Raw genomic sequence first — 18,831 nt, 5'->3', positions numbered from 1 at the left:
GGTCTTGCGCCGTACGCGGCTCGACCTGGGCGACGCCCGCCGCGGGCGCGGCGTCGGACCGGTCAGGGAACACCGCCCAGGAGGGGGCGGCGTTCGCCGTCGAGAGAAGGACGAAGGCCAGGAAGGCCAGGACGAGTCTTCGCGCTTGTGAGCGCATGGTCATCACCTGTGAGGCAGCAGTGGACAGAGCCTCGGTGATGTTGGTCCGCAAACCGTTCGCACTAACGCGCGAGAACGGGTTCGGCCGGATGTCGACGGCGGGTCGGAGAGGGCGAAGGGGGAACGTTTCTGCTCGGGGAGCCGAGCTCCGGAGAGCCTGGGGTCAACTTGGCGTGAACACAACTGCCCGGTGGGGCCGGGGCGTGTGATGCCGAGGGGGCGGCGCAAGCTTGCCCGCTACTTGGGTGCGGACGAGGCTTTGTGGGACGAGCGTTTCGTGCACTACCTGCATGATGATCCAGGCGAACGAGGCACAATGTGGCTGCGTTTGGTGCCTGCCTCGTTCACCGCGACGGATCTCAGTTACTCCGTTGCGCCGTGATGGTGGATTTCGTGTCGTTGTTCTGCTGCGCCTTGGTGCGGGCCAGGCGGTAGGACTCGGTTCCGGTCTCGATAATGGTGGCGTTGAACGTGAGGCGGTCAACGATCGCTGCGCAGAGCCGTGGGTCGGTAAAGGTCCGTCTCCAGCCGGTGAACGCCTCGTTGGAAGCGATCGCGATGCTGTTCTTTTCCTCACGCTCAGCAAGGACCTGGAAGAGCATTTCCGCTCCGCGGCGGTCGAGTTCGAGGTAGCCCAGCTCGTCGATTTCGAGAAGGTCGACGCGTCCGTAGCGGGCGATGGTCTTGCCCAGCTGCTTGTCGTCTGCTGCTTCGACCATTTCGTTCACCAGGGCCGCGGCGGTGGTGTAGTGAACGCGGTAGCCGGCCATGGCGGCTGCGGTGCCCAGTGCGATCAGCAGGTGCGACTTGCCGGTGCCTGAGTCCCCGATCAGACACAGTGGGTGTCATTTGGTGATCCACTCGCAGGTGGCGAGATTGTGGATGACCGCAGGATCGACGTTCTGGTTGACGCGGTAGTCGAACTCCCGCAGCGACTTCTGCCGGGGGAAGTGAGCGGCCCGGATGCGGCGTTCGGCCCTGCGCCGGTCCCGGTCCTCACACTCGGCCATCAGCAATTCGGCGAGGAACCCGGCGTAGGACAGACCCTCGCGTTCGGCCCGGGTGATCGTGTCGGCGGCCTGGGCTCGCATGGTGGGCAGCCGCAGCAGGCGGCAGGCGGTGTCGATCGCCGCGTCGGATGCCTGTGAGGTCAGCGCGTGATGGGCGGTCGTCATGATGAGTCCTTCGGGCGGAGTTGCAACAACTCGTCCCACTGCTCCAGGCGGGGCAGCCGACGCTGGTCGGCAGGCAAAGCACGGGCGAGGCGACGCGGAGTCAGCGGGGTGACCTGGGCCGGATCCAGGTCCAACGGTTCCGGGGCGAGGGTGTCAGCGGTGACGGTCGGTGCCCGGCCTGCCGTCTGGGCCGCCTTGCGGGCCTCCAGGCGATGACGTCCTCGTTGAAGGTGCCCGCCGCGAGGGCCCTGCGGATCCCGGCCACCACGTGACCGTGCTGCTGATGTCGGTGCAGCAACAACACTTTCACCAGGGCTTTCGTTCCCTCGGCGTCGCCGAGAGCCTTCTTGACGGCGGCCCAGAAGGCTGCATGGACGGCCGTGAAGGTGTCCTCGGCGCGGGCCTGGTGGAGGGCCTCGGAGCGTTCCAGCGCCCCCGTTCCAGGTAGTGGTCCAGCACGAGGAGCTCGGCACCACGTTCGGTCTGCCGCCGGTGCCGGGCAATCTCCCGCCGGCCGTCATAGACAGTGAGGTCATCGCAGGTGAGGGTGACAGTGACCTTGCGGTCGATGAACCGGACCGGAACCGAGTACCGGCACATTCTCACGGTGATCATGCCGTAGCGGTCGACGCGGGGCGTGAGCGTAATCCCGGTGGCGAACGGATCGTCCGGCAGCGGCAGCAGATGGCCCACCTCGCGGGCAAAGTCCTGCGTGATCGTCCGCATCCTGGTGTGTTGCTGGTTGTGGTTGGGGTGGTGTGTGGCTGGAGGTGTGTTCGGTTTGTGTTGGAGGGCTGCTGGAGGCGGTGTCGAGGGGTGTGGGGTTGGTGTGTTGTGTCCGTCATAGTTGTTGGCAGGTGTGTTGTGTCCCGGTGGTTGTGAAGAGTGGCTGGTCATCGGGTGGCTCGTGTGGGTGATGTGTGCGTCGATCGTTGTGTGGGCTGGAAGCAACGGCTTTGGTGCTGCTGTCTGATTGTGAGGCCATTGGTCTGATGCGGTGTGTGATGGATGAACTGAGTGTTGAAGATCCTCGTCCTTTGCTTACGCAGGACGGTCGTGTGCCTTTCCCGCTGGGCCGTGTCTGTCCTTGCTGTCCGCCTGCGGGTTACGCTCCGCTGCGTGGTTCCGCGCCTTTGGGCAAGGTGACTCTTTATGACGGCCGGTCGGCGTGGGCCGTCACCGGGCATGCGTTGGCGTGTGAACTGCTGACTGATCCGCGGCTGTCCCGGGAGCGTGCGGGGCGCGGTTTCCCGGTGGTCGGTGGGAGGTCTGCCCGGGGCTGGGAGGAGGGGGTGGCGCTGGTCGCCGGTGGCGGCCGGGAGCGTGATGTGCGGCGGCTGCTGGCTTGGCATCTCACCCCTGGACGCCTTGGGTCCTTGGGGGCGTGCGTCGAACGGATCGCGGACCGGCTGCTGGATGCTGTGGAGGCGCAGGGCCCTCCGGCGGAGCTGGTCTCCTCCTTCGCCCTGCCGATGCCGGCGTCGGTGATCGGAGCGTTGCTGGGCGTGCCCGAGGACGAGCACGGGTTCTTCCAGGCGTGCGCTCGGCGGCTGCTGGAGAAAGGGACGGCGGACGAAGCCGCCCGGGCCAGGGGTGAACTGGGGTGCTATCTGGAAGAGTTGGTCGACCGTAAGCGGCGGGAGCCGGGGGTTGGCCTTTTGGATGACCTGATGCGTTCGGACGCCCCGGCCGGGCCTTTGGGCCGTGATGAGCTCGTCGCGCTGGCAGGGACGCTGCTGGTGGCGGGGCACGGGATGGCGGCCGGCATGATCTCGCTCGCGGTGTTCACGTTGCTGGGGCATCCGGGGCATCCGGGGCAGTGGGCGGTGGTGCGGGCCGAGGGGGCCTCCATGGACGCCGTCGTGGAAGAACTCCTGCGCTACGGGTCGGTGTCGGACGGTGTCGCGCGGGTGGCGGTCGAGGACATCGAGGTGGCGGGCCATACGATCCGCTGCGGAGAGGACGTCGTCTTCGTGACGCCGCTCATCAACCGCGACGGCTCGGTCTTCGCGCGGCCCGACACGCTCGACTGGGAGCGTTCCGCGCGCCCTCACCTGGCGTTCGGTCTCGGCGTCCATCAGTGTCTGGGCCAGGAGTTGGCGCGCCTGGAGCTGAAGATCGCCCTGCGAGGGCTGTTCGGCCGGTTTCCGGGGTTGCGGCTGGATGTTCCCGTCGGGGATATCCGCTTAGGGCCGACGGCCGCGGGTGTCACGGGCCTGCGCGAACTGCCGGTCGCGTGGTGAGCTTGGTGAGGATCGAGGTGGATGTGGAGCGTTGTGTGGGCGCGGGCATGTGCGCGCTGACGGCGCCTGCTGTGTTCACGCAGGACGACGCGGGGTTCGGTGCGGTGCTCGCCCGGCAGGACGCGTCCGCGGTCTCGCATCCGGCGGTGAGGGAGGCGATACGGGCCTGTCCCGTCGGCGCGGTGTCCCTGCGGGCCGAGGACTGACCGGTCCGCCGTGGTCGCAGCGGCAGGGGCATGCCTGTCTCTTGCCTTGCCGTGGAGGGCGGGCCGCCCGCGGAGTGCTCGCTGGCGCGTCCTTTGAGGCGGGGCCCCCGGGGGTGCGGGGGTCCGCCGCTTCGGCGGTGCCGCCGGTGGTGTGCAGGCCTGCGGGCTGGCTGTCGCGGGCGTGGGGCAGCGGTCAGAAGGCCTGGCGGTGGAAGGTTCCCGGGGCGCGGCGAGGCCCTTGGGCGGCGGGGCCGGGCACCGCGTGGGCCGGCCGTGTTCCTCGCGGTGGCGGGCGGGCTTGCCCTTGCGGGTGCGCGGGCGGTCCGGGCTCTGGCGGATGCGGTCGAGCCGGTCGATGTCCTGGAGCCAGATGAGGGTGCTCTCGTAGCGGGTGGTCTCATCCTCGGTGATCAGGGGCTCATGAGGTGGTGTCCCCCTGCCTGGCCGATGAGCAGGCCGATACCGGGGCGCTGTTTGCGCCGGTCCGGCAGGATCATCTCCTTGGACGAACCCAGGCCCACCAGTTCGCAGGTCCGCGCGGCGAACGCCCGCGATGCCGTCCGTGGGGGTGGCCTTCCGCTTCACCCTGGCGCGGACCTGCGGCTGTCAGCGGCGTCTGACCTCGCGTTCCCTACGGGCGGTGAGGTCCTTGCGGGGTCGCTTGAGCCGGCCGGTCGCGGACCGTAACCGTTGCTCGGCTTGCGGGCTCATGGGCCTGCGGGCCCGTAGGCCCGTAGGCTCACAGGTTTGCTCGGAGGTTGTGGGCCTCTTCGTGGGAGTGGTCTGTGTGGTTCTCGCTCTCCGCGGAGGCGGCGGTGGTGGCGATGCGAGGGGTTGGGGGGTGTCGGCCAAGAACCGTTGCCGGCGTGGGGCGGTCTGTGTCCCGGGGTTGGCCGGGGTGGAACGCGAGGGGGAGTCTTGGTCCGGCTTTCCGGGGGGTGTTGTGGTGATGGGGCTGTTCTGCTGCGTCAGGCTCGTGTCAGGAGAGCCGGCCGGTCAGTTGTGTGCTGAAGACTTGGTGTCCGTTCTGTGTTCCGGTGATGGTGATGTGGGCTGCTTCTTTGGTGGTGCCGGGTGTGGGTGTGGCGTCTATCTGGCAGGGCGTGTCGTGCTCGGTGTACCGGTGGAAGACCGTCGCGGCCGTGGCGGGGGTGAAGGTTCGGGGGGCTGCCAGGGCGCATGCGGCTTGCTGGGCGGCTTCGATGAGCACCATTCCGGGGATGTGGTCCCCGACGTGGTCGAAGAGGACCGGGTGGCGGGTGTCGGCGTTCAGCAGCCAGGAGGTGGGCCGGCCGGTCCCGGTGAGGACGACGTCGCGGGGGTGTGTGCGGCCTGCCAGTTGCGGCGTGAGGGGGGTTGGGCGGGGGTGGGGCGGCCTGCGGGCCGTGTGCGTCTCACCGCGCAGCCGGCGGTACGTGGCGGGCGCGACGCACGTGAAGTGCCCGCTCCCGGACGCGGCGAGGTGTCCCTCGCGTCTGATCCGGACGTGCATGGCGAACCGGGCGAGACGGTTTTTCTTCCACACCAGGTCCGTGCAGTCCGCTTCGAGGTCGAGGTGGGTCGGCCGCCGGCCGATCAGGAGCTGGTCGGGGTCGGTGGAGTACTCCATGTCGTGCAGCAGGAACTGGTGGCCGAGCGGGACGCCGAACTGCGCGTGCGCCAGGAGCAGTCCGACCTGGCGGATCGTTTCGGCTGCCTGCATGGGGGTGTGGCTGAGCCCGTCCCCGCTGGTGAAGAAGGTGTGGGCGCGGGGCCATTGGCCCGTGAGGGCGAACTGCGTGCCCTCCCTCCGGCGGCACCCGGTGAGGAAGACCTCCGCCAGCGAGGCGCGGTGGACGTATTCGCGCGGCACGGTGGTGGTGAGCTGGGCGGGGAAGACGGCGGGGCGGCCGGGGGCCTTCGTGGGCGCGGCTGTCTGGTGGGTGAGCACGGTCATGGCATCTCCAGGGCGACCGTTCGAAGGGGGGTGGCAGGGGACAGGTGACGTGTCAGCGACACCAAGATACGGACCCACCGGTTTTGTTCAAGGGATTTCCGGCACCCTCGCCAGGAATAGACCCGCGGGAATATAAAGCTTCGGCCTGCCCGCCGGTGCCCGCCGGTGCCCGCCGGTGCCCGCCGGTGCCTGCCGGTGCCCGCCGGTGCCTGCCGGTGCCTGCCGGTGCCTGCCGGTGCCTGCGTCGGCCCGCGGCCGGGGGCTGTGTGCCGGGGGTCTGGGGGACGCTTCGGTGATAGCATACGGACCTGCCGGTTTTTTTGGGTGGGGTGTCAGGCTCCACTGAGTCAGTTCCCGGAGGTGAGGCGTGGCCCAGCAGGAGCGCGCGGTGCGCACGCGGCAGGCGATTCTCGCGGCTGCCGCTCAGGTCTTCGACGAGGTCGGTTATGAAGCGGCCACTGTGTCTGAGATCCTCACGCGGTCAGGGGTGACGAAGGGGGCCCTGTATTTCCATTTCGCCTCCAAGGAGCAGCTCGCGCAGGGGGTGTTGCAGGAGAACGCCCAGGTCGTTCCCCGGGTGCCCGCGCAGCGTCTGAAGCTTCAGGAGGCCGTCGACCGCGGCATGCTGCTCGCCTATCAGATGGGTGTCGACCCCCTGTTGCGCGGCAGTGTGCGTCTGGCCCTTGAGCGGTCGGGCAATGACAGTCTGGACCGGAAGATCCCCTTCGAGGCCTGGACCCGCGAGAGTGAGCTGCTCCTGGAGCAGGCGCGGCTGGCCGGTGAGCTCCAGCCGCATGTGGACACCGAAGAGCTGGCGGGAGTGTTCGTCGGGGCGTTCGCCGGTGTCCAGCTGATGTCCCAGGCTCTGACCGACCGGCAGGATTTGTGTGAGCGTATCGCCGTGCTGTACCGCGTGTTGATGTCGGGCGTCGCCGTCCCCAGCGCCCTGGTCCAGCTCGACGTCACCGCGGGCCGCGGCGCCAGGGTGCAGGCGCTCATCGACCAGGGCCGTCAGGAGCCGGCGGACCCGCATGGGCAGCGGCCCTTTCTCGTGGGCCGGGGCTGACCTTCGGGCCGTGCCGCACGGCGCGGCCCGCACCTGTGCCCAGCGCGCCCTCGCACGTCAGAACCGCAGCCGCGTATTCAGCAGCACGTCACTTTCCAGGACGGAGCGCACCACATGGCTACTTCTGTCTGCCCGTATGCGATAGACCTCTCCGGAAGCGGCCTCGCCGCGGAAGCGGCCCTGCTGCAACGCCAGGGCCCCGCCGCGCGCGTCCTGCTGCCCGGGGGAGTGCAGGCCTGGGCCGTCACCCGGCATGACACCGCCAAACGCCTGCTGAGCGACCCGGCCGTGTCCAAGGACGCCCCGCAGCACTGGCCCCCGCTGCGAGAAGGCCGCATCGGCGACGACTGGCCGCTGTACCACTGGGTCACCGCCAAGAACATGCTCTCCGCCTACGGGGCGGAACACGCGCGTCTGCGCCGGCTCATCGCGGGAGCCTTCACGCACCGGCGCAGCGAGGGCCTTCGCCCCCGGGTGGAGGAGTATGCGGCCGGGCTCCTGCAATCGCTGGCCCGCCGTCCCGGCGGTGAGGCCGTGGACCTCATCGCGCATTTCGCGCTCGAACTGCCGATCCAGGTGATCTGCGAACTCTTCGGTGTCTCGCCGTCCGAACGGCCGCTGCTCAGGCACGGGCTCAGCGAGTCGTTCCGCACCTCCGCCACGGCCGGCGAGGTGCGCGCGGCTCAGGCGAGCCTCCACCAGGTGCTCGCCGAACTGATCGCGGCCAAACGCCTGGCGCCCACCGACGACCTCGCGTCGGCCCTGGTGTGGACACGCGACACCGACGGCGCGCGGCTGACCGAACAGGAGCTGGTCGACACCCTGCTGCTGATGATCGGCGCGGGCCACGAGACGACCGTGAACCTGCTCGGCAACGCCATCGTGGAACTCCTGTCCAGCCCCGGCCAGCGGCGGCAGGTCATCGAGGGGGCCATCGGCTGGGATGTTGTGATCGAGGAAACCCTCAGAGCGCGCGGCCCCGCCGGTTACGTGCCGATGAGGTTCGCCGTGCGGGACATCGCCCTGGAGGAGGGCCTCGTCATCCGCCAGGGCGATGCGATCCTCATCTCCTTCGCCGCGACGGGCCTGGACCCGCGGCAGCACGGTCCGGACGCCCGCTCCTTCCGGGCCGACCGCCCGGCCCGCAAGGACCACCTGGCCTTCGGGTTCGGTGTCCACCACTGCCCCGGGGCCTCCCTCGCCAGGCTGGAGGCCGCGGTGGCCCTGCCGGCCCTCTTCGCCCGCTTCCCCCGCATGCGTCTGGCCCGGGCGCCGCACGAGCTCGAACCCACGCCGTCCTTCATCACCAACGGATTCCGGGAGATCCCCGTCCTCCTGGACCCGCAGAGCGCCGCGTGATCGTCGTGACGGGCGCCACCGGCACGGTGGGGGGCCACGTGGCCCGCCTGCTGAGCGCTCACCACCCCACCCGGGTCCTTGGCCGCTCCCGGGGCCGGTTGCGTGAGGCCGCCCCCGGCGCCGACGCCGTCGGCGCCGACTTCGCCGACCGCCGCTCGCTGGAACGCGCCCTGGACGGCGCGCGGGCCCTGTTCGTGGTCACCACCGATCCCTCGCGGCCCGACCACGACGAGAATCTGCTCGCCGCCGCCCGCACGGCGGGCGTGGAGCACGTGGTGAAGCTCTCCGCGCTCGCCGTCACCGACGAGGGGGCCACGGACCTGATCACCGCCTGGCAGCGCGAGAACGAGGAGCGCGTCCGCGCCTGCGGCCTGGCCTGGACGATCCTGCGCCCCCGCTCCTTCATGTCGAACACGCTCTCCTGGGCGGAGTCGATCCGGGCCAGCGGCGCCGTCCTGACACCGCAGCCGCACTCCCGCAACGCCTCGGTCGACCCCCGAGACGTCGCCGAGGCCGCCGTAGTGGCCCTGACGGCCCCTGGCCACGGACAACGGCACTACGCCCTCACCGGCCCGGAGCCGATCTCGCCGGCCGAACAGTGCGAGCACCTCGCGGAGGTCCTGGCGCGTCCCGTGCGCTGCTGCGAGATCCCCCTGGAACGCGCCTACCTCTCCTGGGCGCGGCGCTACCCCGAACCCATCGCCCAGGCCCTTTTGGACAGCGCCCGGCGCCAGGGCGAGGGCGCCAAGCAGCACGTGGACCCCGCCGTGGAGAAGCTCTTGGGACGCCCGGCGCGCTCCTACCGGGACTGGGCCAAGGACCACGCGGAGCGCTTTGGATGAACACCCCGGGCGCCGGCGCCCAGCAGCGGCCCGACCACACCGAGAACACCACCGAGAACACCATCGAGAACGCCATCGAGAACCAGGGGGGGACGTGCGCAGAGGGCACGCCGAGGTCGTGATCGTCGGAGGGGGCCCCGTCGGCATGCTGCTCGCCGCCGACCTGGCGGCGTACGGCCGGGACGTCTGCGTCCTCGAGGCCAAGCCGCGTACCACCGACGAGCCCAGGGCAGGCACCCTGCACGCGCGCACCGTGCAGAGCCTCGCCCGCCGCGGCCTCCCGCACGGTGAGGCGGGACGCGCGAAGCGGAGGGGCGCCAACCGCGAGCCGTTCCACTTCGCCGGCCTGCCGGGGCTCAGCATCACCGCTCCGGCCACCGAACCCCCCGTCCTGGTCAAATGCCCGCAAGCCGAACTGGAGCGGCGGTTCGAGGCCCTCGCGCGCCGGCGCGGCGCCAGGGTGCTGCGCGAGAGCCAGGCCGTGCGGATCGCCCAGGACCTAGACGGTGTCGAGGTGACGGTGCGGACCGCGGGAGGCCAGGAGCGGGTGCGCGCGGAATACCTCATAGGGGCGGACGGCGCGCGCAGCACCGTGCGAGAGCTCGGCGGTTTCAGCGCGGACACCCACCCCGCGACGGTCTCCGCGCTGATGGGGCAGGTACGGCTGATGGACCCGGCGGCGCTGGCGCCGGGCTGGCACCGCACCGAACGCGGCTGGACCGCCGCCAAGTTCGACGCGCGGGGGTATGGCAGGCTGATGACCCTGGACTGCCGCGGCCCGCACCCCGAGCGCGGCCGCCCGCTCACGCTGGAGGAGCTGGGCGCGGAGGCCGCGCGGATCGTGGGCCACGCCGTCCCGCTGGCCGAACCGGCCCACCTGTCCCGGTTCAACGACTTCTCCCGCCTGGCCGGCAGCTACCGCCAGGGCAGGGTTTTCCTCGCCGGCGACAGCGCGCACGTGCACTTCCCCGTCGGGGGCCAGGGCCTCAACACCGGTCTGCTCGATGCCGTGAACCTCGGGTGGAAGCTGGCCCACGTGCTGCGCGGCACGGCCGGCAAGGACCTGCTCGACACCTACTGCCAGGAGCGCAGGCCCGCGGCACAGCGGGTCATCGACAACACCCGGGCCCAGCTGGCCCTCATGCGCCCCGACCCGCGGCTGGACCCGCTGCGCGAGCTGGTGGCCGAGCTCCTTCCGCTGCCGGACGTCAGCGCCCACCTGGGGAACCTGCTCAGCGCCCAGGAGACCTCCTATGCCCCGGCCGCGACGGGAGCGGGCCGGCGGGGAACGTTCATGCCGAACCTCGCGCTGGCCGGACCGGGGGAGAGGGACCTCACCGCACTGCTGGCCCGCGGCCGTGCCGTGCTGCTGCTCGGCGGCGACACCGCACAGGCCCCCCGCGCGGCCCGCGGCTGGGCGCATGTCCTGACCACCGCGCGGGCGGCCGGCCCGCTCCCCGGCGAAACCATGCGCTGCGCTGTCGTGCGCCCCGACGGCCATGTGCTGTGGGCCTGCGGGGACGGGGAGCTCGCGGGAGTGCTGCGGCAGTGGTTCGGCGATCCCCGCTGAGCCGCCACCAGGCGGGCCCGGCGCGGCGGGAAGGTGTCGCGCCGGGGTATGGCACTTTGCGCCAAATGAAAGGTGTGCGCCCCCCAACGGTACAAACCGCCTGTGCGGTTTGTTAGGGTGCTGCATAAGGGCGTCGGTTCTCCTGCGGGCGGGCCGATGGCGGGGGTGTCGTCTCCGTCGTCCGCGTCATCTCGCGAGCGGCGGCCGCCTGGAGCGATGGAGCACCTCGATGGTCAAACAGGAACGCGCTGTACGCACCCGCAAGGCCCTGATCGCCGCTGCCGCTGAGGTCTTCAGCCGGGAGGGGTACCGCACGTCCTCCCTCACGGTCATCAGCAGGCTCGCGGGAGTCAGCAGCGGGGCACTGCACTTCCACTTCCCCACCAAGTCGGCGCTCGCCCTCGCGGTGGAAGAAGCGGCCGCCGACCGCCTGCGCGCCATCATCGAACGCTGCGAGATGTTCGAACAGCCGCAAGGGCCCATCCAGCTCGTGGTCGACGCCAGCTACCGCGTGGTCGAGCAGCTGGAAGGCGACAGCGTGCTGCGGGCCGGCTTCGAGCTCGGAGGGCACACCGAGGGCCTGAGCAGCACCGGAAGGGTCTGCGACCTGTGGCAGGGCTGGGTCGCCTCCGCCCTCGAACAGGCCCACGGCGACGGGCGGCTGCGCTCGGAGATCGCGCCCGGCCACGTGGCGGCGGTCGTCGTGGCGGTGACCGCGGGCCTGGAGGAACTCGGCCGGCGGGACTCCCGGTGGCTCTCGCACCCCACCCTCACGTCGTTCTGGCGCCTGGTCCTGCCGCAGGTCGCTCCCGCGGGGGCGCACCTGCCGCTGTGACACCCCGGGGGCCGTGCCGCCCCCGCCGCACGAACACGGACTCCGCCTGACTGGTCGTCCACCCCCCGGCAAAGAACCAGTCAGGCGGTTTTTTTCTGGAACGCTGGGCCGGTCACCCCTGAAAAGGCCTATATGCGCAGCCCCGGCCCCGTCGCGGACGGCTGCGGCCTCCCTTGTGAAACCGCCAAGAAACCGACTATGCTGTTTTTATTCGGGGGCCTTACGTCGGATCCACACCCGGCGGCACGTGCGGCAGCGCCCGTGCAGGCTCTGTGGACCGGGAGACGGACATGGACATTCAAGTGCTCGGCGGCTTCTCCGTACGGCTGAACGGGGTGCCGGTGGTCCCCACGGCCCCCAAGCCGCGACAGGTCCTGGCCCTTCTGGCCCTCAACGCGGACCGGGCGGTGCCGTTGCGCACGCTGACCGAGGAACTGTGGGGCGCCCAGCCGCCGCGCAGCTCGCGGGCCACGCTGCAGACCTACATCCTGCAGCTGCGCGAGCTGATCGGAGAGGCCCTCGCGCGCGAGGCGGGCCCGCGCCCCGGCCGCACCGGCAAGGACGTCCTGGTCACCTCCCCGGGCGGCTACCGGCTCGAGACCGGCGGCGGCGTCCGCGACTTCGGCGAGTTCGAGCGCCTGAGCAACGAGGGCTACCGGGCGATGGACAACGAGGACCACACCGGCGCGGCGCGGGCCCTGCGTGAGGCCCTCGCCCTGTGGCAGGGGCCCGCGCTGGCCGACGTCAACGCGGGAATCCACCTCGACATGGAGGCACGCAGGCTGGAAGAGGCCCGCCTGTGCGCCCTCGACCAGCGGATCGAAGCCGACCTCGGCCTGGGACGCCACCGCGAACTGCTCTCCGAGCTCACCGTCCTCGTCGAGCGCCACAGCATGCACGAGAGCCTGCACAGCCAGTTCATGCTCGCGCTGTACCGCTCCGGCCGGGGCGGCGAGGCACTGCACGTCTACCAGCGGCTGCGCGGCACCCTCGTGCGCAACCTCGGGCTCGAACCCAGCGCTCCGGTGCGGCGGTTGCAGCGCTCGATCCTGAAGGCCTCCTCCGACGTCACACAGGACGCGCTGTTCGACGGCCGCACGGCGCCGGCCGCGGTGAGCTGAACCCAGGCGCCCGCCCCGTGCGGCGCCGTCCGCCCGAAGGGGCGCTCGCAGAAAAACCCGCGGCCCACCCGCGGGGCGGTCAAGGGCTGCGCGGATTCCGTGCCGCCCCGCGCGAGGACCTGCACTCATCCCCACCCCTGGCGGGTGTCAGCAGGTCCTCGCGCGAAGGCTTCGCCGGCGGCCCGCTCACGCCACCCCCCTTCAGCGGAGAGCCGCGCGGGGGAGGGAGGCGCGCACGCCCCACGCCGGCACCGGCCGGCCCGCAGGAGGGACCCCATGAACACGCGCATCATCGGACGAGCACGAGGTGCGCACGCCGCGCCCCCAGGCCCCGGCCGTGCCCCGGTGAGGAAGACGAGACCAGCGACGGACCCCGGCTCGTACGGGGGAGGGACTGAACAAGGGCGTCACCCGGCGGTATTTATTTCTCAAGACCGCATATGGGAAACGCACGAACAGGCATGCGGAAACACCGTTCCGTGAGGCAAACCGCGGCTGCTAGCTTCGGGACCGTCGGCGCCGGGCAGTCGGCTCGGTCTTTGCCTGGAAGGACGGTCTGTGTCACCTCAAGCAGTGAAAACAGATGCGCGTGCCTGGGAGGACGTCGCGGATTCGATCGAATTCGTTCCCGCCGCGTACTCCAGCAAGACCCGGCCGGAGTCAGCGGCGCAGGAAATGCTGAGGTGCGGTCCGGACGACATCGAGACACTGATCGCCGCGGGTCTGCCGTTCGATGTGCAATCAGGGGTACGGCACTTCGACGTCAATGACCTGTACAACCTCGGAATGTATTCCGGCAGGTCGAACACACAGCCGGAGCTCGCCTTCAAAATGCTGTTCCGCTTCGCGGGACGCCCGGTGGAGGACCTGCTGCGCCCAAGGACATGGGACTTCCAGGTCCGGCTGGAGTGCGCCGACTGCCGCACCGCCGCGCCCTGGCACTTCGAGGCGCCCGACGCCGGCCGTTTCGGCGGGAGCGTCACCGAGGTGGCCGCGCCGGCGCGGGAGAGCGCGGGAGAGGCCGCGTACACGGCGACCGTCACCACGACGGGCGTGCGCACCCCCCTGATCTCCCCCGCACTGCGGCGCCTGACCCGTGACTACCTCGCCGCCGGCTACCGCTGGCAGATGGTCCCGGTCGCCATGCAGGCCGACTACCGGCTGGTGCACGCCCTGGGGTCGACGAGCTGCATCGCGGCGAGCCTGCTGCTCGCCGAGCGCTTCCGCGAGGCCGGCCACCGCGCCGAGGCCAAACGCGGCTGGTTCTGCGGCGTTCTCGGCGGCGCGCTCGACCTGCCCCACGCCAGTGTGGAGGTCGAGGACGACGACGGCGTGCTCAAGACCGTGGACATCGCCAAGGCGCAGCTGGCCGCCCGCCTCTCGGCGGACACGGAGGCCTTCCAGGAGCTCTGCCTCGGCTCGGTCTACAACAAGGTGATCCCCTCCACCGCGTCCGGAAACGCGGCCTTCGCCACCCACGGCTGCGGGTCGCGGACGCCGGTGCACGTGCGCGCGGACATCCGCTCGCTGCGCTGACCCCCCATTCCCGCGTCACTCAGTTTGGAAGGACGAGTGTCAATGGCGGTACGTGAGATAAAACCGGTCGTCCTCGACCTGGACCGGTTGGAGAATCTCGCCGAGTCCGGCTACTACAACCCGTACACGATGTTCGACTGGCCCGATTCCATCGAACCGGACCTGCCCTGGATGTCCGAGAGCCTGACCACGCTCGCCGGCACCCCGATGTGGGATGAACTCACCCGCGAACAGCAGATAGCCCTCACCCGGTACGAGGCGATCAATTTCTTCAGCCTCAACATTCACGGTATCCGTGAACTGATGAGTGAAGTCGTGATGCGTATCCATGAGCGCACGTACGCGGACGTCTCGGAATTCCTGCACCACTTCATCGGCGAAGAGAACGAGCACATGTGGTTCTTCGCGCAGTTCTGCCTGCGCTACGGCGGCAAGCTCTACCCGGCCCAGCCGACCCTGAAGGCCGACTCGGTGGACCACCTCTCCCCGGTGGCCCGCGAGCTGATCGTGTTCGCGCGCATCCTGATCTTCGAAGAGATCGTCGACTACTTCAACGCGCACATGGCCACCGACCAGTCGCTGCCGCCCATCGCCCGCGAGATCAACCGGGTGCACCACCAGGACGAGAGCCGGCACGTCGCGTTCGGCCGGATGATCTTCACCCACCTCCTGGGCCAGGTCGCCGAGCGGGACCCGCAGGAGGTGCCGCTGGTCGCCGAATACCTGGAGAACTACCTGCAGTACAGCATCAGCACCCTCTACAACCCCGCCGCCTACCGCGACGCGGGCATCCCCGACGCGCTGGCCCTGCGGCGCAGGGCACTGGAGCACCCCGCACGGGTGGAGGCGCACGACCAGGTGCTCAAGCGCACCAGGAAGTTCCTGACCAAGGCCGGCGTGGGACGGGAGGCGATCACGTGATGTCCGAACCGATGCGGGCGGTCCGCGCGTTCATCCAGGGCCGCAACCCCAAGGTCGGGCCGCTCACCGACGAGCTCGACCTGATCGACAGCCGCGCCATCGACTCGCTCGCGTTCGTCGAGTTCATCTTCCTGCTGGAGGAGCTGAGCGGCGAATCGATCGACCCCGAGGATGTGGACCTCGAAGACTTCCGCACCCTCAAGGCACTCGAAAACCGATTCTTCATGAAGGAAGCGGCATGCTGACGACCACGACCGACAACGGCCTGGGGGTTCTCGACGGCAGCCAGCTCAGGCTGCTGCGGGCCATCGACGCGACGTTCCTGCGCCTGGCCGGAGACTGGCAGGCCCCGGAGTTCCGGTTCCCGTTCCTGATGCGGTGCAAGGACCTCGACACCTTCGACTACTACGACAACTTCCCGCACCTGGGCCTCGCCGCGACCCGGCTCGACCCCGCGCTCCTGGCCGCCGAACTGGCCACGACGCCGCGGCCGACCGAGCAGATACCGGCCCAGGTGATGGAGCCGACCGCCTTCGCCCTGCCCTCCGCGGCCTGCTACCCCCTCTACGTCGACCTGGCCGGCTCCGTCCTGCCCGACGAGGGCGTCCTGCGCACCACGGTCGGCACCTGCTTCCGCAACGAGGACCACTACGAGGGGCTGCAGCGCCTGCTGGGCTTCTCCATGCGCGAGATCGTGTGCGTGGGACCCGAGCAGGCGGCCAAGCACCATCTGGTCCGGGCGAAGGAAGCCGTGGTGGCCCTGTGCACCGAGCTCGGACTCGACCTGCACATCGAGACGGCCACCGATCCGTTCTTCGACAAGAACAGCGGCAAGGCCAAGATGCAGCGGCTCTTCCCGGTGAAGGAGGAGTTCGTCGTCGGCGGCCTGGCCATCGGCTCGGTCAACTACCACCGCAACTTCTTCGGCGACCGGTGTGACATCAGGGCCGGCGCCGAGACCGCGCACACGAGCTGCCTGGCCTTCGGACTGGAACGCTGGGTGCACACCCTGACCGACCGGTTCGGCGGGGCGGACGCCGCGGCGTCCGCCGTCGAGAGCCTGAGCTGATGCGGACGACCGCGGCCGGGGCGCTCGGCCTGGAGACGAGCCTGCTGCAGTCGGGCATGGGCGGTGTCGCGGGCACAGAACTGGCCTGCGCGGTGTCCGAGGCCGGGGCGGCCGGCTGCGCGGGCGGCTACAAGCTCGTCGGCGGCGCGCTGTCGGCCATGCTGGAGCGGCTGACCGCGGGCACCGACCGGCCCGTCGGCGTGAACCTGATCCCGGAGGTCGTCGAGCCCGCCGCGCTCGACCGGCAGGTGGCGCAGGTGCTCGACGAGACACCGCAGCGCGTGTACCTGTCCTTCTTCGGGATGCCCAAGGACGCGGTGCTCGCCCGCCTCGCCGCGGCGGGGCGCCGCACGGTGGTCCAAGTGGGCACGGTCGAGGACGGGGTGCGCGCGGCCGCGCTGAGCACGGTGGTGGTGGCCCAGGGCATCGAGGCGGGCGGCCACCTGCTGGGCGCCTCGCTCCGCGACGACCTGGTGGGCGCGCTGCGGACCCTGGCGCCCGAGGCCTGCCTCGTCGCCGCGGGCGGCATCGGCTCGCCCGAGGAAGCCGCACGGGCGGTGGCCGCCGGCGCCGACGGGGTGCTGCTGGGCACCGCCTTCGTCGTCGCCCGCGAGTCGCGGGCCCACGCCCGCTTCAAGTCGGCGGTGACCGGCGCCGAGGCCGGCGACACCGTGATCACCGACGTGTACGAGATCGGATGGCCGGGCCGACGGCACCGCGTCCTCGCCACGGCCGTCACCGCCGACCCGCACCAGCCCGCCAAGTTCATCGGCAGGACGGTGGTCGAGGGCAAGCCCTACCTGGTGGCGCGCTTCAGCGCCGCGGTGCCCACGGAAGCGACCAGCGGCCGCATCGAGGAGATGGCGCTGTACTGCGGCAACTCCTGCGGGGCGATCACCGACGAAGTTCCGGCGGCCGACGTCGTCGCCGCCTACGCACCGGTCCTTCCGGGGGCCGCAGTGGCCAAGAATCGAGAAAGGGCGAAAAGCCATGCCGGCTGACGAAGCACACGACGAGTACCACCACGACCTGAGCTACCGCGAGGGCGTACCGCCGGTACGCACCCGCCAGGGCGTCGAGCTGTACTGCGAGTCCACGGGCGAGGGCATCGCCATCACGACGCTCAACAACTTCTTCTTCTCCGCCCCGTTCTGGCGGGACTACACCGACGAACTCGCCAGGCACTACCGCGTCGTCAGCTACGACCTGTGCAATCACGGCCGCTCCACGCGCTTGCCGCAGGAACCGACCTGGCAGGAGCACACGGCGGATGTGATCGGGCTGCTCGACGGCCTGGAGATCGACTCGACCTACCTGCTCGCCTCGTCGGCCTCCACCCAGCTCGCCCGCGACGTGGCCCTCGCCCACCCCGACCGGGTACGGGGCCTGGTGCTGGCCGGGCCGGTCCTCGGCCCGCAGGGCATGCGGCGCCACCGGGGCCTGCAGCGCGCGTGGCTGCGGACGCTGAACGACCACGACATCCCCACCCTGTTCAGCCACATGTACCCCGAGTTCATCAGCACGCAGATGAACGAGGAGTACGGCGCGGCGGGCTACCTCGGCCTCCGGGAGAGCTTCCTCGCCATGTCGACGCCGGAGGAGCTCAACAACGGCCTGACGCTGGCGCAGAAGGGCGACTCCAGTCCCGAGCTGCTGACCCGCATCCAGGCGCCGACGCTGATCGCCCTGGGCGACGACGACATCCTGCTCAGCCCGACGGCCGGCCACGAGCTGGCGGCGCTGTTCCCCAACGGCCGCTGCGAGATCATGCCCAAGGCCGGCCACGTGCCCTTCCTCGACGACCCCGCCGGCTTCCAGGAGCTGGTACGGAAGTTCATCGACGAAGCGGAAGCGCATGTCTGACACGGCGGTGGGGGAGGTGCGCCAGCGCATTCGCGAGCTGCTGGTCGAGGTGTTCGGCGGCCCCTCCTTCGTCGGCAAAGTGCCCGACGCCGTCTCGCTCCGCGAGGCAGGGGTCCCATCCACCGCGCTGGTCGCCCTGCTGGTGGCGATGGAGGACGCGTTCGGCTTCGAGTGGGACGACGACGTCCGGCCGGAGGTGCTGCGGTCGATCGACTCGCTGGCGGGCCATGTCGTGGCGCTGCGCGGCTGAGGGCCTCGCCGTCCCCGCCGGACAGGCCGTTGTGCGGCAGGTGGCGCCGCGGACGTCAATGGCGACGTCTGCGGTGCCCGCCCCCCACGGGCCGGCCGAGCAGTTCGCGGCAGGCCGCCGCGCGGCCGCCGCGGCACTGGCCGCGGCCGGGTCGGCCGAGCGGACCGTGCCGCGGGCCCGGGACGGCAGACCGCTCTTCCCCCCGGGGTTCACCGGTTCGATCTCCCACACCGGCCGGCTCGCGGCCGCCGTGGTGAGCCCCGGCGCCGAAGCGGTCGGCGTCGACATCGAGTCCGCGCTCATCCCCCCGCGCGTGGCCGCCTTCGTCCTGCGGGAAGGGGAGCGACGCCGGCTCCTCGCCCCGGCGGGCCCCTACACCGCGCGCGACCTGTTCGCCGCCAAGGAGGCCGCGTTCAAGGCGATGAACTGCATCGGCACGCTGGGGGAGTTCCTGTTCTGGCAGATCGGCCTCGCCCAGGCCGCCGGCGCGCTGAGCGCGACCTACCGGGGCGAGACGGTGCCCCTGTGGATCGGCTCGCAGGCGGACCTCTCGTTCGCCGTGGCGATCCGGCGCTGACCTCCACGCAGGCAGACAGCGCGACACCTCGCTCCCTTCACCCACCCGCCCCCCCCGTACGGGCCTGCTCCGCCGCCCGGCGCGGGCCGACGTCCTCATCTGG

The 18,831-nt window shown here is 70.7% G+C and carries 19 protein-coding genes and 2 pseudogenes; 17 read left to right on the top strand and 4 right to left on the bottom strand.

Features of this window, described 5'->3' with window-relative positions:
• Nucleotides 1–518: 518 nt before the first annotated feature.
• Nucleotides 519–1,334 (bottom strand): annotated as a pseudogene (gene istB / locus DCW30_RS04490) (IS21-like element helper ATPase IstB).
• Between the two features lie 306 nt (nucleotides 1,335–1,640).
• Nucleotides 1,641–2,060 carry a Mu transposase domain-containing protein gene (locus DCW30_RS04485; RefSeq protein ID WP_076681815.1) on the bottom strand — a complete coding sequence of 140 codons (420 nt, stop codon included), beginning with the start codon at nucleotides 2,058–2,060 and terminating at the stop codon, nucleotides 1,641–1,643.
• Nucleotides 2,061–2,626: 566 nt separating this feature from the next.
• Here DCW30_RS04485 and DCW30_RS04480 point away from each other — a divergent pair.
• Nucleotides 2,627–3,577 (top strand): cytochrome P450, encoded by a 951-nt coding sequence (locus DCW30_RS04480; RefSeq protein ID WP_237283272.1) that lies wholly within the window; start codon nucleotides 2,627–2,629, stop codon nucleotides 3,575–3,577.
• A 5-nt stretch (nucleotides 3,578–3,582) separates the two neighbouring features.
• Nucleotides 3,583–3,783, top strand: coding sequence for a ferredoxin (locus DCW30_RS04475; protein ID WP_076688340.1), 201 nt, complete (start codon nucleotides 3,583–3,585; stop codon nucleotides 3,781–3,783).
• 291 nt (nucleotides 3,784–4,074) lie between these two features.
• Here DCW30_RS04475 and DCW30_RS38070 read toward each other — a convergent pair.
• Both DCW30_RS38070 and DCW30_RS04465 read right to left on the bottom strand, forming a co-directional pair.
• A pseudogene (locus tag DCW30_RS38070) lies at nucleotides 4,075–4,368 on the bottom strand (hypothetical protein); the annotation flags it as partial.
• 394 nt (nucleotides 4,369–4,762) lie between these two features.
• The gene (locus tag DCW30_RS04465; protein WP_076681812.1) at nucleotides 4,763–5,719 is read right to left on the bottom strand and encodes a ScbA/BarX family gamma-butyrolactone biosynthesis protein; all 957 of its coding nucleotides are present in this window, start codon (nucleotides 5,717–5,719) and stop codon (nucleotides 4,763–4,765) included.
• 367 nt (nucleotides 5,720–6,086) lie between these two features.
• Between DCW30_RS04465 and DCW30_RS04460 the strand changes: the two genes are divergently transcribed.
• The 15 genes from DCW30_RS04460 (at nucleotide 6,087) to DCW30_RS04395 (ending at nucleotide 18,728) form a co-directional block, all read left to right on the top strand.
• Nucleotides 6,087–6,785 (top strand): ScbR family autoregulator-binding transcription factor, encoded by a 699-nt coding sequence (locus tag DCW30_RS04460; RefSeq protein WP_076681810.1) that lies wholly within the window; start codon nucleotides 6,087–6,089, stop codon nucleotides 6,783–6,785.
• 114 nt (nucleotides 6,786–6,899) lie between these two features.
• The gene (locus DCW30_RS04455; protein ID WP_076681807.1) at nucleotides 6,900–8,144 is read left to right on the top strand and encodes a cytochrome P450 family protein; all 1,245 of its coding nucleotides are present in this window, start codon (nucleotides 6,900–6,902) and stop codon (nucleotides 8,142–8,144) included.
• Nucleotides 8,141–8,986 carry an NAD(P)H-binding protein gene (locus DCW30_RS04450; RefSeq protein WP_076681804.1) on the top strand — a complete coding sequence of 282 codons (846 nt, stop codon included), beginning with the start codon at nucleotides 8,141–8,143 and terminating at the stop codon, nucleotides 8,984–8,986. Before DCW30_RS04455 ends, DCW30_RS04450 begins: the two co-directional genes overlap by 4 nt.
• Nucleotides 8,983–9,108, top strand: a complete 126-nt coding sequence (locus DCW30_RS37880) for a hypothetical protein (RefSeq protein WP_257788557.1) — start codon at nucleotides 8,983–8,985, stop codon at nucleotides 9,106–9,108. Before DCW30_RS04450 ends, DCW30_RS37880 begins: the two co-directional genes overlap by 4 nt.
• The gene (locus DCW30_RS04445; RefSeq protein WP_076681800.1) at nucleotides 9,081–10,556 is read left to right on the top strand and encodes an FAD-dependent monooxygenase; all 1,476 of its coding nucleotides are present in this window, start codon (nucleotides 9,081–9,083) and stop codon (nucleotides 10,554–10,556) included. Before DCW30_RS37880 ends, DCW30_RS04445 begins: the two co-directional genes overlap by 28 nt.
• Before the next feature lie 229 nt (nucleotides 10,557–10,785).
• Complete coding sequence (locus DCW30_RS04440; RefSeq protein WP_076681797.1) at nucleotides 10,786–11,391, top strand: ScbR family autoregulator-binding transcription factor; 606 nt, start codon at nucleotides 10,786–10,788, stop codon at nucleotides 11,389–11,391.
• A 290-nt stretch (nucleotides 11,392–11,681) separates the two neighbouring features.
• Nucleotides 11,682–12,512 carry an AfsR/SARP family transcriptional regulator gene (locus DCW30_RS04435; protein WP_076681794.1) on the top strand — a complete coding sequence of 277 codons (831 nt, stop codon included), beginning with the start codon at nucleotides 11,682–11,684 and terminating at the stop codon, nucleotides 12,510–12,512.
• A 675-nt stretch (nucleotides 12,513–13,187) separates the two neighbouring features.
• Complete coding sequence (locus tag DCW30_RS04430; protein WP_076681791.1) at nucleotides 13,188–14,048, top strand: hypothetical protein; 861 nt, start codon at nucleotides 13,188–13,190, stop codon at nucleotides 14,046–14,048.
• 42 nt (nucleotides 14,049–14,090) lie between these two features.
• Nucleotides 14,091–14,969 (top strand): diiron oxygenase, encoded by an 879-nt coding sequence (locus DCW30_RS04425; RefSeq protein ID WP_076681788.1) that lies wholly within the window; start codon nucleotides 14,091–14,093, stop codon nucleotides 14,967–14,969.
• Complete coding sequence (locus DCW30_RS04420; protein WP_232626526.1) at nucleotides 14,969–15,214, top strand: acyl carrier protein; 246 nt, start codon at nucleotides 14,969–14,971, stop codon at nucleotides 15,212–15,214. Before DCW30_RS04425 ends, DCW30_RS04420 begins: the two co-directional genes overlap by 1 nt.
• On the top strand, nucleotides 15,208–16,038 hold the full coding sequence (locus tag DCW30_RS04415) for a class-II aminoacyl-tRNA synthetase family protein (RefSeq protein WP_076681784.1): 831 nt from the start codon (nucleotides 15,208–15,210) through the stop codon (nucleotides 16,036–16,038). The genes DCW30_RS04420 and DCW30_RS04415 overlap by 7 nt, the downstream gene beginning before the upstream one ends.
• Nucleotides 16,038–17,039 carry an NAD(P)H-dependent flavin oxidoreductase gene (locus DCW30_RS04410; protein ID WP_076681781.1) on the top strand — a complete coding sequence of 334 codons (1,002 nt, stop codon included), beginning with the start codon at nucleotides 16,038–16,040 and terminating at the stop codon, nucleotides 17,037–17,039. The genes DCW30_RS04415 and DCW30_RS04410 overlap by 1 nt, the downstream gene beginning before the upstream one ends.
• Complete coding sequence (locus tag DCW30_RS04405) at nucleotides 17,029–17,901, top strand: alpha/beta fold hydrolase (RefSeq protein ID WP_076681778.1); 873 nt, start codon at nucleotides 17,029–17,031, stop codon at nucleotides 17,899–17,901. The genes DCW30_RS04410 and DCW30_RS04405 overlap by 11 nt, the downstream gene beginning before the upstream one ends.
• On the top strand, nucleotides 17,894–18,151 hold the full coding sequence (locus DCW30_RS04400; RefSeq protein ID WP_076681775.1) for an acyl carrier protein: 258 nt from the start codon (nucleotides 17,894–17,896) through the stop codon (nucleotides 18,149–18,151). Before DCW30_RS04405 ends, DCW30_RS04400 begins: the two co-directional genes overlap by 8 nt.
• Nucleotides 18,152–18,224: 73 nt before the next feature.
• Complete coding sequence (locus DCW30_RS04395) at nucleotides 18,225–18,728, top strand: 4'-phosphopantetheinyl transferase superfamily protein (protein WP_076681771.1); 504 nt, start codon at nucleotides 18,225–18,227, stop codon at nucleotides 18,726–18,728.
• Nucleotides 18,729–18,831: the final 103 nt, after the last annotated feature.

This window comes from Streptomyces alfalfae, assembly GCF_004127445.1.
Classification (GTDB): Bacteria; Actinomycetota; Actinomycetes; order Streptomycetales; family Streptomycetaceae; genus Streptomyces; species Streptomyces alfalfae.
Note: the sequence above shows the minus strand (reverse complement) of the source record. Positions and strands in the feature narration are given on the sequence as shown.